Origin of the sequence: Ilumatobacter sp., assembly GCF_041688325.1 — a bacterium.
Lineage (GTDB): Bacteria > Actinomycetota > Acidimicrobiia > Acidimicrobiales > Ilumatobacteraceae > Ilumatobacter_A.
On the sequence record NZ_JBDNIJ010000379.1, the window covers coordinates 1 to 14,458 of the forward strand.

Annotated in this window: 16 protein-coding genes; 13 read left to right on the top strand and 3 right to left on the bottom strand. The window is 62.3% G+C overall.

Going from position 1 to position 14,458, the window contains the following annotated elements; translation table 11 throughout:
* The 7 genes from ACH2EI_RS19215 to ACH2EI_RS19245 all read left to right on the top strand — a co-directional run.
* The coding region (locus ACH2EI_RS19215) for an acetamidase/formamidase family protein (protein WP_395161199.1) at positions 1-487 on the top strand (487 nt) is incomplete at its 5' end.
* A 22-nt stretch (positions 488-509) separates the two neighbouring features.
* Positions 510-821, top strand: coding sequence for an urease subunit gamma (locus ACH2EI_RS19220; RefSeq protein WP_395157158.1), 312 nt, complete (start codon positions 510-512; stop codon positions 819-821).
* Complete coding sequence (locus ACH2EI_RS19225) at positions 818-1,144, top strand: urease subunit beta (protein ID WP_395157156.1); 327 nt, start codon at positions 818-820, stop codon at positions 1,142-1,144. Before ACH2EI_RS19220 ends, ACH2EI_RS19225 begins: the two co-directional genes overlap by 4 nt.
* On the top strand, positions 1,141-2,859 hold the full coding sequence (locus tag ACH2EI_RS19230; protein ID WP_395157154.1) for an urease subunit alpha: 1,719 nt from the start codon (positions 1,141-1,143) through the stop codon (positions 2,857-2,859). Before ACH2EI_RS19225 ends, ACH2EI_RS19230 begins: the two co-directional genes overlap by 4 nt.
* Before the next feature lie 37 nt (positions 2,860-2,896).
* The gene (locus tag ACH2EI_RS19235) at positions 2,897-3,568 is read left to right on the top strand and encodes an urease accessory protein UreF (RefSeq protein WP_395157152.1); all 672 of its coding nucleotides are present in this window, start codon (positions 2,897-2,899) and stop codon (positions 3,566-3,568) included.
* Positions 3,569-3,578: 10 nt separating this feature from the next.
* Entirely contained in the window at positions 3,579-4,262 is a 684-nt protein-coding gene (gene ureG / locus ACH2EI_RS19240; protein WP_395157150.1) for an urease accessory protein UreG, read from the top strand.
* The gene (locus ACH2EI_RS19245) at positions 4,226-4,975 is read left to right on the top strand and encodes an urease accessory protein UreD (protein WP_395157148.1); all 750 of its coding nucleotides are present in this window, start codon (positions 4,226-4,228) and stop codon (positions 4,973-4,975) included. The genes ureG and ACH2EI_RS19245 overlap by 37 nt, the downstream gene beginning before the upstream one ends.
* A gap of 4 nt (positions 4,976-4,979) precedes the next feature.
* On the opposite strand, the gene ACH2EI_RS19250 is transcribed toward ACH2EI_RS19245, so the two are convergent.
* Positions 4,980-5,507, bottom strand: a complete 528-nt coding sequence (locus tag ACH2EI_RS19250) for a VOC family protein (protein WP_395157146.1) — start codon at positions 5,505-5,507, stop codon at positions 4,980-4,982.
* Between the two features lie 50 nt (positions 5,508-5,557).
* Here ACH2EI_RS19250 and ACH2EI_RS19255 point away from each other — a divergent pair, with 50 nt between their 5' ends.
* A complete protein-coding gene (locus tag ACH2EI_RS19255) occupies positions 5,558-6,766 on the top strand; it encodes an aromatic ring-hydroxylating dioxygenase subunit alpha (protein WP_395161201.1) in 1,209 nt (402 codons plus the stop codon).
* Between the two features lie 45 nt (positions 6,767-6,811).
* Here the strand turns inward: ACH2EI_RS19255 and ACH2EI_RS19260 are convergent, their stop codons facing one another.
* Entirely contained in the window at positions 6,812-7,795 is a 984-nt protein-coding gene (locus ACH2EI_RS19260) for a Rieske 2Fe-2S domain-containing protein (protein ID WP_395157142.1), read from the bottom strand.
* Positions 7,796-7,932: 137 nt separating this feature from the next.
* Here ACH2EI_RS19260 and ACH2EI_RS19265 point away from each other — a divergent pair, with 137 nt between their 5' ends.
* Genes ACH2EI_RS19265 through ACH2EI_RS19280 form a run of 4 tightly spaced genes read left to right on the top strand, consistent with a single transcriptional unit; the run spans position 7,933 to position 12,517 of the window.
* Positions 7,933-8,967 carry a zinc-binding dehydrogenase gene (locus ACH2EI_RS19265; protein ID WP_395157140.1) on the top strand — a complete coding sequence of 345 codons (1,035 nt, stop codon included), beginning with the start codon at positions 7,933-7,935 and terminating at the stop codon, positions 8,965-8,967.
* Positions 8,968-8,982: 15 nt separating this feature from the next.
* The gene (locus ACH2EI_RS19270; protein WP_395157138.1) at positions 8,983-10,080 is read left to right on the top strand and encodes a methyltransferase; all 1,098 of its coding nucleotides are present in this window, start codon (positions 8,983-8,985) and stop codon (positions 10,078-10,080) included.
* The gene (locus ACH2EI_RS19275) at positions 10,077-11,465 is read left to right on the top strand and encodes an amidohydrolase family protein (RefSeq protein ID WP_395157136.1); all 1,389 of its coding nucleotides are present in this window, start codon (positions 10,077-10,079) and stop codon (positions 11,463-11,465) included. Before ACH2EI_RS19270 ends, ACH2EI_RS19275 begins: the two co-directional genes overlap by 4 nt.
* A gap of 23 nt (positions 11,466-11,488) precedes the next feature.
* Positions 11,489-12,517, top strand: a complete 1,029-nt coding sequence (locus ACH2EI_RS19280) for an LLM class flavin-dependent oxidoreductase (protein WP_395157134.1) — start codon at positions 11,489-11,491, stop codon at positions 12,515-12,517.
* Here the strand turns inward: ACH2EI_RS19280 and ACH2EI_RS19285 are convergent.
* On the bottom strand, positions 12,514-13,872 hold the full coding sequence (locus ACH2EI_RS19285) for an amidohydrolase family protein (protein WP_395157132.1): 1,359 nt from the start codon (positions 13,870-13,872) through the stop codon (positions 12,514-12,516). The genes ACH2EI_RS19280 and ACH2EI_RS19285 overlap by 4 nt on opposite strands.
* Before the next feature lie 62 nt (positions 13,873-13,934).
* Between ACH2EI_RS19285 and ACH2EI_RS19290 the strand changes: the two genes are divergently transcribed.
* Entirely contained in the window at positions 13,935-14,330 is a 396-nt protein-coding gene (locus ACH2EI_RS19290; protein WP_395157130.1) for a nuclear transport factor 2 family protein, read from the top strand.
* The last annotated feature ends 128 nt before the right edge of the window (positions 14,331-14,458 follow it).

The window sequence follows — 14,458 nt, forward strand, 5'->3', positions numbered from 1 at the left end:
AGGTGGCCGGGTCAGCAGCATCCCGCCTGGCGTGTTCGGCGGAAATGTCGACAACTGGCGCTTCGGCCCGGGCGCCACTGTGCACTACCCGGTCTTTCATGAGGGTGCTGGCTTCTATGTCGGAGACCCGCATTTCGCCCAAGGCGACGGCGAGATCTGTGGCACCGCGATCGAGGCGTCGCTGGATGTCACGCTGCGATTGTCGTTGGCCAATGACCTGCCGGTTGCAGCCCCGCTACTCCGAACCGACACCCACTGGTACACCCACGGCTTCTCCGGTGGCCCTGAGGAGGGCGTCGACGGCCTCGGCACGGCGATGGCAATGGCGGCAGAACAGATGCTCAAACTCATGGTGGACAAAGGCGGTTTCACAATGGACGAGGCATACTCGCTCGCCTCGGTGGCGAGCGACCTTGGCATTACACAAGTTGTCGACGGCACGGTTGGTTGCCACGCCGGCATAGCGCATTCGATTCTCGACCGCTGACTCATCACGTTCAAGGGCCCACATGTATCTCACACCGCACGAACAAGAAAAACTCTTGATCCACGTGGCCGCAGACGTAGCCCGCAGCCGGATGGCCCGCGGCCTGCAGCTCAATTATCCCGAGTCGGTGGCGATCCTGACCGATTGGGTCCTTGAGGCTGCACGCGACGGACGGACCGTTGTCGATCTGATGGACGCAGGCCGTCACGTGCTCACGAGCGGTGACGTGATGGAAGGCATTGCCGAAATGATGAGCAACGTCCAAGTCGAAGCGACGTTTCCCGACGGGACCAAACTCGTCACGCTGCACAACCCGATCGGAGTGAGCGAATGATTCCTGGAGAGATTGCAGGCCCTGACGTCCCGATCGAAATCAATGTCGGGCGGAACGTCTTGACGTTGCGTGTCGAAAACGGTGGGGACCGCCCGATTCAGGTCGGTTCGCACTATCACTTTGCTGAGGCGAATCCGTCGCTCCGGTTTGATCGCCCGCTGGCCCATGGCCGTCGGCTCGACGTACCTGCGGGAACAGCCATTCGATTCGAACCGGGCATCGCCACGGATGTCGACCTCGTCCCCTTCGTGGGTGGTCGAGTGATACCGGGTCTGCGGGGCGAGACCGCTGGTCGGCTCGACGAACCAACGGATCTGTCGTGAGCCGAATCGATCGATCTCGCTACCGCAATCTGTACGGGGCGACCAAGGGTGACCGCATCAGGCTCGCCGACACCGAGCTGTGGATCGAGGTCACCGAGGACTACTGCTCAGGTGGCGACGAAGCTGTCTTCGGCGGCGGCAAGGTCATTCGCGAGTCGATGGGGCAGTCGACACGAACGCGCGCTGAAGGAGCACCTGACCTCGTCATCACCGGTGCGGTGATCCTCGACCACTGGGGTGTCGTGAAGGCCGACATCGGTGTGAAAGACGGACGGATCGTCGGGATCGGCAAAGCCGGTAACCCCGACACGATGGACGGTGTTGACCCAGCGCTTGTCATCGGGCCCTCGACCGAGATCCTCGCCGGGAACGGCAAGATCCTCACCGCCGGAGCCATCGATTGCCACGTCCATCTCATCTCGCCAACACTGCTCGACGAGGCGTTGACCTCAGGAGTCACGACCATCATCGGTGGCGGGACCGGGCCTGCCGAAGGCACCAAGGCCACCACCGTGGCGGGATCGTGGTACCTCGAGCGGATGCTCGAAGCCCTCGATCACTGGCCGATCAACATTGCCCTGATGGGCAAGGGCAACACGGTCAATCCTGAAGCAATGTGGGAGCAGTTGCGTTCCGGGGCAGCAGCGTTCAAGTTGCACGAAGACTGGGGCACTACGCCCGCCGCGATCGACGCCTGCTTGACCGTTGCCGACGCGTCGGGAGTGCAGGTCGCAATCCACACCGACACCCTCAACGAGGCTGGCTATGTCGAGAGCACGTTGGCCGCGATTGCCGGGCGTTCGATTCACACGTTCCACACCGAAGGCGCCGGGGGCGGCCACGCCCCAGACATCATGAAAGTCGCGTCGCACTCCAATGTGCTCCCGTCTTCGACCAATCCGACTCGGCCGCACACGGTCAACACCGTTGCTGAACACCTTGACATGTTGATGGTCTGCCACCACCTGAACCCTTCCGTGCCGGAGGACCTGGCGTTCGCCGAGAGCCGTATCCGGCCGTCGACGATTGCTGCCGAGGACATCCTCCATGACATGGGAGCGATCTCGATGATCGGCTCCGACAGTCAAGCAATGGGTCGTATCGGCGAGGTGGTGCTGCGGACCTGGCAAACCGCACATGTGATGAAGCTGCGTCGAGGAGCGCTGTCGATCGGCGATGCAACTGACGGCCCTGGTGACAACCTGCGAGCCCGTCGCTACATCTCGAAGTACACGATCTGTCCGGCAATCGCCCACGGCCTGGCAGCCGACGTAGGGTCCGTCGAGGTCGGCAAGCTTGCGGACCTCGTCCTGTACGACCCGGCTTTCTTTGGTGTGCGACCGCACGTCGTGGTCAAGGGCGGGATGATTGCTTGGGCGCAAATGGGCGATGCCAATGCTTCGATCCCCACGCCACAGCCCCAGCTCCCCCGGCCGATGTTCGGTGCTGCTCCCGGTGTTGCCCCTGGGCTCTCGCTTGCGTGGGTTTCGGACGCCGCGCTCGATGATGGCCTCCCCGATCGGCTGAACGTGCGGCGCCGATTCGTACCCGTTGCGAACACGCGCAGCGTGGGCAAGGTCGACATGACGCTGAACGATGCGATGCCTGACATCGAGATCGATGCGGACACGTTCGCCGTGCGCATCGACGGTGACTTGATCACAGAATCGCCAGCCGAGTCGTTGCCTATGGCCCAGCGGTACTTCCTGTACTGATGGCACTACGGATGGCACGACTGACGGCGGGCGACGCGTGAACTCGGCGCTGATGATGCTGATCGACGGTCGGTTCCCGGCGGGCGGCCACACGAACTCAGCGGGTGTCGAAGCAGCCGCCCGCATTGGTGATGTGCGCGACGATGCGACGCTCGAGCGGTATCTCATCGGTCGGCTCGCGACGACTGGAAAGGTCGACGCTGCGTTCTGTGCCCATGTCGCCGCGTTGACTGATCCGACTGACGCGTTGCTTGCCGAGATCGACGCCGAGTACTCGGCGCGCGTCCCGTCGCCAAAGCTACGCGACGCCAGCCGACGGTTCGGCCGCCAGATGTTGCGCGCCGGCTCGACGGTCTGGAGCGGCCCCATTGTCGACGTGGTCGCACGGTCTCCATCTGGTGCACACCAGCCGGTGGTTCTCGGTGCATTCGTCGCCGCCGCCGGCGGCACGCCGCACGATGCTGCTGCGTTGTCGTTCCACCATCTGGCCGCAGCGGTCACGTCTGCCGCGATCCGGCTGCTGGGCCTCGATCCGATGACGGTGGCTGCAGCGCAGGCGCGTGTTGGACGCGAGGTCGATCAATGGATGGTTGATGCCGATTCGTGGGCCACGGCGCCAGTGGCCGAACTTCCCGCGTGCGGTGGCTCGCTGACTGAAATCCTTGCTGAAGATCACGGGCGCTGGGACGCCCGCCTGTTCGTTGCCTGAATCGAGACACATGCCCCCACACGACATCCCCCATGACAATTTCCTCCAGGACTCGGCGCCGCTTGGCCGCGCTGATGTCGAGACCCGACGCGCGCTGCGCGTCGGCATCGGCGGCCCGGTCGGCTCGGGCAAGACGACACTTGTCGGCGCGCTGTGTGCGCTCTTGCGCGACGGGCTGTCGATCGTGGTCGTCACCAACGATATTTTCACCTCCGAAGATGCTGACGCGCTGAGCGAGGCAGCTGCCCTGCCGACGGAGCGCATCGTCGCGGTCGAAACCGGCTGCTGCCCGCATACCGCGATTCGTGATGACATCGCGGCCAACCTCGATGCGGTTGAGCAACTGGAGAAATTGCATGGCGATGTTGATCTCACCCTGGTGGAGTCTGGTGGCGACAACTTGACAGCGATCTTCAGCCGAGGCTTGGTTGACGTGCAGATCTTCGTGCTCGACACCGCTGGCGGTGATGACGTCCCGCGCAAAGGCGGCCCTGGTGTTGCGATGGCTGACCTGTTGGTGATCAACAAGGTTGACCTTGCGCAGTACGTCGGGTCTGACGTCGATCGGATGTTGAGCGATGCGCGAGACCGGCGCGATGGTCGGCCAGTGATCCCGACGTCGCTGGTTGATCAATCAGGTGCACGTGAGGTTGCTGAATGGGTGACAGCTCAGATTGCGGCGCGCCGGCGGTGAAGGGCCACGGCTCGATTGTCGTCGCCAGCGGTCAGGGAGCGTCGCGATCAATACTCCAGTCGTCGTACTCAGAACCGCCGTTCAGCATTCGCCAGTGTGGTGAACGGATTCTGATTGCTGCGTCCGCGGCAGCGCCAGTAGGTGGCGACGAGCTCTCACTCGACATCGCAGTCCGTGCAGGTGCGCGTGCCAACATCGGAACCGTGGCGTCAACGATCGTGCTGCCGGGCCCGACAGGTGCGCCGTCGACGATGGCAACGCGCTGCACGGTTGGTGTGGACGCCCACCTGGAGTGGGTTGGCGAACCGACGGTGTCAGTCATTGGGTCCGACCACACCATCACCACGACTGTCGATCTCGATGAGTCGGCGACCTGTCGGGTCGTCGAAGAGATCTCTCTCGGACGATCGGATGAATCCTCGGGTTGCCTGCGACTGGTGTTGCGAGTCGAACGTGGCGGGCACCCACTCGTCCACCACGACGAGACGTTCGGCCCGAACGTTGCCGGGTCAGGCAGCGTGGTGTCGGTGGGCAATGCTCGGCACGTTCTGTCTGAAGTGCTGGTCGGCGTCGACGCAGGAGCCTCGCGTGTGACGACGCTCGACGGGTGCCGTGCCGCGTGGCTTCCTGTGTCCGACGATGTGGTGATGTTGCTCGCTGTTGGGCCGAACCGCCCCGCATTGTGTGCAGCGGTGGCGAGCATCCGATCCTGAATGGCTACTCGATGGTCCAGCCCTCTGGAAGCGGAGTGTCGCCGATGACTTCGTGGGTATCTGGGTCGACTTCGACGCCATCGAGGTGTGCCCACAGCATGATCTGGTTGCCCCATGGGTCCATGAACGATGCGTTCGCCCCACCGAAGTCGGTCCAGAAGTGGTCGCGCCACAGTTCTGTGGCCCCAAGGCGGACCGCAGTTTCGAGGATGCGCTCGAAGGTGTCGTCGTCACTGACCAGGATCCAGGCTCGGATCGACCGGCCGGGCCCGCTGAGGTTCGTGGGTTCCTGCGGCGCACTTGGCGGACGCGGGCGCATGTCGGCTGCGTTTGAGATGCCCATGTGGAGGTTGCCGTTCGGCCCCTGCGAACCGTCGTCGATCTTTTGATTTTGACCAGGGACGATGCGTGCAAAGACGTCGGCGATCCGATCTTCGACTTCCCAATTGAAGACCTCGGCATAGAACGCGCGTGCCGCGTTGACATCGTCGGACGGGAAGTCGACGAAGACGAGTGTGTTGGGATAAGTCATGGTGCCCCTTTGATGGCGTGCAGTACCCCTGCAAACTAGTCTGTGGTCTGATGGTCTTACCACTTGGCATTACAGTCGACTCCCTCTTCAAGTCGAGCGGCTCGTTTACGAAGGCGGTCGGCCTGCCTCCGGCGGTGTATTCCGACCCCGAGTTTCACCGCTTCGAAATGGACGCTGTGTTTGGCGCTGATTGGTTGTGCGTCGGCCGCCAGGAGCAGATTCCTGGGGTCGGTGACTACCTCTCGGTCACGCGTGCTGGCGAACCGCTGATCGTCGTGCGCTCGAAGGACGAATCGATTCGTGTCATGTCGGCGGTGTGCCAGCACCGAGCCATGTGCATCACGGCATCGGTCGACAGGACAGACGACAACATGCTCGACCCGCCCGATCTTGAGTCGGGGACGACGCGTCAGTTCCGATGCCCATACCACTACTGGGTCTATGACCTCGACGGCCAACTCATCGGCGCGCCCGAGATGAGCAAGACGCCCGGCTTTGACATGGCCGATGTCCAGCTTCCGAGCCTGCCCGTCGAAATCTGGAACGGCTTCGTCTTTACCAACTTCGACTCGGATGCCGAGCCCCTTGCTCCGCGCCTGGCGAAGCTCGACGCAGTGCTCGCGAACTACGCCGTTGAGTCGCTCGTGACGGTTGACCCGGTGACGATTCCCTACGTCCCGTTCAATTGGAAAATCATGATCGAGAATTTCATGGAGATGTACCACAACAGTCGGCTGCATCAAGGAATCCATGACTTCGCCCCGTCGTCAGGGGCCTGGTACTCCGATCCGGACCCGGGCGATGTCGCGATGTTCGGCTGCAACGAGACCGTCGAGCCGGATGGCGGATTCAACCCCACGTTCAAGGCGCTCTTCCCGCCGTTGCCTGGGACCACGCTCGAAGAGCGCCAGCGCGTCGTTTTCGCTCTGGTCGCGCCGTCGCTCCTCATGGGGTTCCAGTCGGACTCTGCGTTTTGGTTTTACGTTGACCCCACCGGCCCGACCACCCACGCGTTGAGCATGGCGTACATCTTTCCGGCCTCGACGATCGACTTGCCTGACTTCGGTGACACCCTCGAAGAGGCCATTGCTGGCGTGTCGAACTTCAACCGGCAGGACATGCCGACCAACGTGTCGGTGCAACTCGGCATGCAGTCCCGATTCGCCCCGCGAGGTCGTTACGCCTGGCAGGAGGGTGTGCTCGCGCAGTTCAACACCTGGCTCGTCAGCCGGTATGAAGCCGCGGCAGCAATGGAGTAGGCAATGAGTAGGGAACGAGTAGGGAACGATGAGCGATGAAGTAGCTCAGCTCGCCGGGTTGATCAACGCGCTGTAGCGGCGACGCCATTCGAGGGACGCCTTGTCGGACTGCACGTCAACGAGCGCTCCACGATCGAGCGAGAGCTCCCCTGGGAACTGTTCGAGCATCTGGCGATCCTCGCGAGCCACTTCTCGCTCGAAGTTGACGATCTGCTGGCCCGTTGTTGAGACGTCGTCATTGCGCCAGAGTACGAAGGTGAAGTAACTGCGCTCCGCGCTGATGGGCGATGCGGTCATCAACAGCGTCTGTTCGATCCCGTTCTCGTACGACATGGTGCTGCGCACCGAGAAGGGGAGCGCGAACCCCGTCGACATGTCGAGCTGGATGACGTCGTCACCACCGCCAGACATCGACTTCGCTTCTCCTTCGTTGTTGACCGTGACCGAGTAGGTGTAGCCGTGGAACGTGTCGTCGAGCTGCTCAAGGGTGAAGTTGGGAACGGTCCGTTCTTGCTCGCGCCCAAAAGTTCCGGCGTGCGTATACGGGAAGTGTGCGACATCGAGCATGTTGTCGATCATCCGCGTGACCGAGCAGTTCCAGACCTCCATTGCGGTGTTGAGACGGGTGAACGAACTGTCGTCGTCGACTCCGAGGTGCGGAACCGGTTGTGTGGGCTCGGCCGGGCAGAACCAGACCAGCCCGTAGCGCTCGGTGACCGAGAGCGGACTCAGGTGAGCAGTGGGTGCAATCGTTGCCCCTGGGCCTGGTGAGGGGACGCCGACACATCGGCCTCGGTCGCCGAAGGCCCACCCGTGGTACGGGCAGCGCAGACAGCCATTGGTGACCGTGCCAAGCGACAGTTTGGCTTCTCGATGCGTACACCGGTCGGCGGCCGCAATAAGTGTCCCATCCGGGCCCCGCCACAGCACGTACGCCCGATCGCGCACTTCGATGGGGTGGGGCTGGTCGCCAATGGCTGCACTGATCGCAACGGCGTACCAGCATCCGTCAAGCGGAGAGCTACTCACGAGCGGCGGCCGAACGAGGTGGGGAGCAGAAGATGAAGAACATGTTGTGCGCACATTTCGTGTGTGTTGGTCTGTTGGTCTTACCATAGAGTCCAGCAGTAGATGAGCGCAACCGACGGACAGTACGGAGATCACCGATGAAAGCGACGTTGTACACCGAAGTCGGAGGCCCCGAGGTTTTTCAGTTCATCGACGTCGCCGACCCCGAACCGGGCGCGGGCGATGTCATTGTCGACGTGGCTGCGACGTCACTGAATCGACTCGACCTCGTCCAGCGCGCCGGCTGGTTCCAGATGCCGGGCTTCGAATTTCCGCACATCGCGGGCATGGACATCGCCGGAACTGTTTCAGCCGTGGGCGATGCCGTGACCAATGTGTCGGTCGGTGACCGTGTCGTCGTCGATCCGTCGCTTGCGGGTGTGGCAGAGAACTCGAAGCTCGCTGGCCGTGGCGATCTGTACGGAGACCTCGGCATCATTGGAGGCACCGTTGCGGGGGGCTATGCCGAAAAGTGTCTCGTCCCGGCTTCGCACGTGTACCTCGTGCCCGCCGCCATGCCTCTCGAACACGCCGCAACGTTTCCGACAGCGTTCCTGACCGCTGCGCACGCGCTGTTCGATGTCGGTCAACTGCAGGCCGGCGAGACCGTGATGATCCACGCCGCCGGTTCAGGTGTGTCGACGGCGGGCATCCAGCTGGCCAAACAGGCTGGCGCCACCGTGCTCGCCACGGCCGGAACCGACGAAAAATGCGAGCGCGCATTGGCGCTCGGCGCAGATTACGTGGCCAACAACCGAACTACCGATGTCGCCGGTTTTGCCCGCGAGGTCACGCATGGTGCCGGGGTCAACATGGTGTTTGATCACGTTGGCACGGCCCTGTTCGGCCCCTCGCTGTTCGGTCTCGGGGTACACGGGCGCTTGGTCAGTTGCGGCAACTCCTCGGGCGACGAGGCAACGATTCCTTCGCTGGGCTATCTCTTCCATTCGGGTATCAAGATCCTCGGTTCTGACCCGTACCGACCTGAAGAGTTCGGCCCGGTCTGGGACATGTTCTGCGGCGCTGGCTTCGAGGTCGTCATCGATTCCGAGTTCGGTCTTGCCGACGCAGGTCAGGCACACGACAAGATGATGCAGAGCGACTTCTTCGGCAAGATTGTGCTGAAGCCCTAAGGGGCTTCGATCAGCATGCACGAACCGCGCGACGCTCCGTATCCGGAGATGAAGAAGACACACACGATGGCCCACGCGGGCCGCCCGTGGACCGACTACAAGCCGCCTCCGGCGGCGCCGGTATGGGCCGCGATCGAAGGCCTTGGCCGCTATTACATCTTGCTTGCAGCGCTTGAGCTCGACGTCTTCGACACGTTGCAGCGGCTGGGCCCGTCGCCGGTGGAAGACATTGCCCTCGCCCTCGATTCGCCCGTCGATCATGTTCGAGCGCTCCTCGACGGGGTTGTCGCCCTCGAACTCCTCGACCAGTTCACCGACATCTACGAACTCAATGATGCGGCGAAGCGCTACTTGGTGTCCGACGGTCCCGCGTCAATGGCCGACCTGATTCCGATGGCGCCCGGGCCCCACGAGAATTGGACCCGGCTTGCCGACACGGTTCGCAACGGCCGTCCTGCCACCCCGATCGAAGACAATGCCGCAGCTTTCTACGTTCCCTTGGTCGAGGGAACGTTCACGACGATGTTCCGTTGTGCGACTCGTGCCGATCTGAAGATCCGCTACTCAGCGATGCGGGCGCCCAAAATTCTCGACCTCGGAGCCGGTGGCGCGCCCTGGGCCATCGCGATGCTCAACGGATGTCCCGGCGGCTCAGCGGTGATCAACGACCTCCCCGGTGTCATCGGTGTGGCCGAAGCCAAAACCTCTGAGCACGGGGTGATCGAACGTTGTGAGTTCCGCCCTGGCGATTTCCACATGATTGACATTGAGCCCGCAAGTTACGACATCGTCGTGCTCGGCCACATCTGCCGCACCGAAGGTGCGGCTGGTGCTCAACACATGATCGAGCGAGCGTTCTTGGCCCTCAAGCCAGAGGGTCGACTCGTTCTTGCTGACTACTTCACCGACATCGAACGCAAACTCAATCAGCACGCTGTCATCATGGGGACCACGATGATGGCCAGCACTGAAAAGGGCTTGTGCTTCACGCACCAAGAATTCTCGGAGTGGATCCGTGCTGCAGGTTTCGTTGACGTTCGGCTCGTCGAGCCGATCGGTTTTCAACAGAGTTTCATTGCGAGTAAGCCCCGCCAGAGTCTGGAGACTTCATGACCGAACAGATCGACACCCTCATCATTGGGAGCCACGTCGTCACGATGAACGCGACCCGTGATGTGATTCGCCACGGCGCAGTCGCAATTCGTGGGAACACAATCGTCGACGTCGGTAAGCAGACCGACCTTGAAGCGCTGTACACAGCGAAAGAGACCGTCGGGAGCGACCGTTTCGTTGTGACGCCTGGGATGGTCAACACTCACATTCACATCACGGGCGAACCGTTGACACGGGGCTACGTCCCGGACGACACTCCGTTCGAAGAGAATGTGTTCATGTGGCTCTGCCCGCTCTATGCCGTCCACACCGCTGAAGAGGAACGGTTGTCGGCGCAGCTCGCGGCGGTCGAGATGTTGAAGTCCGGTACGACGACCTTTCTCGAAGCGGGCACGATCCGGTTCCTTGACGAGGTCATCGACGGCCTCGTGGAAGTCGGTATCCGCGGGCGAGTCGGCAATTGGGTGTGGGACCTTCCCCCAGAACCGGACGTCTATAAACAGAACACCGATGCAGCAATCAACATGTTGCAGCAGCAGTTGGTCGACCACGGCTCGGTTCCCGACGCCAGGGTAGGCACGTGGTCGACCCTGGTCGGCCACACCACAGCCTCGGATCCCCTCTGGAAGGCAGCGCGCGAGTTGGCCGACGAGCACGGCACCGGCATGAGCTTCCACATGTCGCCGGCGAAGATGGATCCTGAAGGCTTTATTGCCGAGTTCGGCCAGCGCCCGATGATCCACCTCGCCGAACTGGGGATCCTGCGTGATGACGTGGCGATCACCCACTGTGTCCAGATCGACGACCAGGAACTCGCGGTGATGGCCGAGATGGGCGTCAACGTCGCACACTGCCCGACAACCGCGTTGAAGGTCAGCTACGGGGTCACTCAGGTCGGCAAGTTTCCCGAGATGGTGCAGCTGGGGATCAACGTCAGCATCGGCACCGACGGCAACAACGCATCGAACTACTCCGACCTCATGCGGGCAACGTATTTGGTGGCCGGGTTGTTCAAAGACGCTCGTCAGGACCCGCAGATGTTCCCGGCTGAGATGGCCTACGAGATGGCCACGCTTGGCGGCGCCAAGACCATGCAGATGCAAGACACCATTGGCTCACTCGAGGTCGGCAAGCGCGCCGACATTGTGTTGCACGACACCGATCGGCCCGAGTGGCGACCGCTGCTCAACGTGGCGAACCAACTCGTGTGGTCTGCCGACGGGCGCGGTGTGCACACGGTGTTTGTCGATGGTGCCAAGGTCGTCGAGAACGGTCAAATGACCACGATTGACGAAGCCACGTTCTACAACCGCTGTCAGATGGCCGGTGAGGCGATTACGGCTCGCTCTGGCTTGCCCGACAAATCTAAGTGGCCGCTGCTCTAGGCCGGTCGATCGACAGGTATGGCATGACCTTCGAAGCTGAGATCACGCCGGGTATGGCACCGGCGGAAGTCGTCGACCTCGGCTGTCTCGTGGAAGAGGCTGGTTTCGATCGCCTAGGAATTTCGTGTGTCGCGCTCTGGCCCGACACGTATCAATTGCAGGCACTCATCGCAGCGCGTACCGAACGGATCCACATTGGTTCCATGGTGACCAACCCGTACACGCGACACCCGGCGGCCCACGCAAGTGCACTGGCGACACTGCAGGAGTTGTCTGGTGGCCGAGCCTTCTGCGGGATCGGTGTTGGTGCCGGGCTCGAAGAACTTGGCATCGATTACCCCCGCCCAGTTCAAACACTCCGTGAGTCGATCACAGCAATGCGCGGCCTCCTTGCTGGCGACGAGGTGACGCTTGATGGCGAGGTGGTGAAGTTGGACAGGGCGCGCCTCATCCGGCCGCCTGCGCAGGCTGTGCCGATCGCGATCGGCACGCGAAGCGAGGGCGTGATGAAACTCGCAGGCGAAATCGCTGACATTGCGCTCGTCGGCGCACGGCACCTCACGCCCGAGATCGTGGCGCGCTATCGAGGATGGCTCGCTGAAGGTGCCGGTCGAGCCGGACGCGATGTCGACGAGATCGAAGTGCTGCCCCGCGTGACACTCTGCGTGTCTGACGATGAGGAGTTGGCGGTGAACAGCGTCAAGCGATTTGCCGCTCACTACCTCGACATCCTTGGCGACTATGGGCCGCCTGTCGATCCGGATCGTCGGCGCAAGATCGTGGCTACCCTCGATGATGCGACCGGCTGGTACTTCGACTTGAACCGCTACGACCCGCCGGAGATGCTTGACCTCATCGATGCTGACTTGACTCGGAAGTTCGCCGTCGTTGGCACCCCCGAGCAGTGCACCGACCAAATCCGCGACTTGCAAGCCCTGGGTTTCGCAGGGGTGAGTTGCAACTTGGCGGCGGTCAATCGAGGGACGATGTACGACGGCTTGCGCGAAACCATCGAGGGCAGCAAGCGCGTGTTGGAGTTGCTTGCCAACTAGCGGCGTGGCCATCTCGAAACTGATTCGATGCCGCTTCGCTTGCGCAACGCTGCGCCTGCTGCGACGGCATCGTCGGTGAGCGCACGAATATCGACGGTGACGAGTTCACCATCGGCAACAACGTGTTGGCCGGCAACATACACATCGCGAACCGACCTCCCGTCGGATCCCCAGATCAACTGGAGGACTGGATCAGGGCTTGGCGGGATCCATTCGACTCGGGTCCGATCGTGGACGACCAGATCGGCCTGCTTGCCGACCTCGATCGAGCCGACCAAGCCGTCGATACCGAGTGCCTCGGCGCCGCGGATTGTGAGAAGTTCCAGTGCATCGTGGGCACCGAACACCGTTGGGTCGAGATCGCGTTCTTTGGCCATACCCGTGAACAGGGCGGCGGCGCGGATTCCATCGACCATGTCGCCGGCGTTTTCTGCGTCGCACCCCAGCGCAATTCGACCGTTCCGTTGCCAGATGTCGAGATGTCGGAACTCACGCGATAGCCCTTGGCCCAAGCGCAGGTAGGCCCACGGGCATGACACGACGGCGGAACGTCTCTCGATCAGGAGGTCGACCTCGGCGTCATCGATGTGCACCGCGTGGCCGATCGCCAGGTGTGGCCCGAGCACGCCGAGTGAATCAAGATGGACGAGTGGGCTGAGGCCGGTTCGGGCGACATAGCTGTCGGTGTCGCTCGTGCTAGGTGAAAGATGAAAAGTCATCCCCACCTTGCGCTCGCGGGCCAGTGCGGTTGCGGCGACAACCAATTCGTCTGACATCAGGTCGTGGCCGACAAGGGTGACCCAGCTCGACACAAGCGGGCCCGTGACGAGGTCGAGCGCTGTGGTCTGGCGTTCAATCACTTCGTCGACGGATCCGGTGAACGGTCCGTGCTCGATATCCCATCCCCACGTTCCGATGGTGAGGCGGGCGCCGACTCGTTCGGCCGCTCGTGCAATTCGGTCGGGGTGCGCAACGGTACCGGCCTCGAACGTTGTGGTGATGCCGTTGGTTAACGACTCGGCCAGCGTCAGCGTGGCGGACAGTTCGTCGTCGTCGCCGGTGTGCTCGGCGTGGACCGGCACGACCCAGGTGAAGATTGCTTCGCCGGGCGCGAGATTGTCGGGAATCGACGACTGGATAAGCCGATCCCCCGTGAGATGTTGATGTCCGTTGATGTATCCCGGGAGCACGAGATCACTGGGCGACCCCGTCACCACCGATTCTGGGTAGATGGTGCGGATGGTGTCGAAGTTGTCGACCAGGGCGATGATGGCGCCGTCGACAACGACTGCCCCATTGGTCAGAATCTCGCGTTGCGGATTCATCGTGACGACGGTTCCTCGGATGATCTGCATCCTCCAAAGTATGGGCCCAAGATCTCGCGTCAGCGACCTGGACGGCATAGCGTTCCGTGGCGATGAGCACATCAGCCGACGTTGTCACCAGCTACTTGGATGCCTTCTCACGAGGCGATCCCGATGAGATTGCTGGTTTTGTCGCTCCTGGGTTCCACAACGAGCATCTCAGCTCGATCGCGTCGAGCTGCGTCGGCATCGACGAGTACCGCCGACGGCTCCCCAACTTTTTAGAGACGTTCGTTGACCGGAGGTACGCGGTGCTTGAGCTCGTCGAGCAGGGCACAGCGGCACACGCCCAGGTTGTCGTGCGGAACGACTTCACAGCGCTGTACGACGGCATGCCGATCGACATCCCGGGCGTCATGTGGTTCACCGTCGAGGATGGCTTGATCACCAAGCGCACGGACGTGTGGGACAGCGGGATCTTCGCAGCCCAAACAGCAACAACCGGCTGAAACGCGCTGCTTCACCCGACGTCGTGCTTGTCACCGGCCCGGCTGAGCGAAGTCGTCGGACGCTGAGCCCACACAGCGAACAAGGGGTCGCCTGACGCGTTGGGGTTTCTCACCTGTGTGGTCGGCTC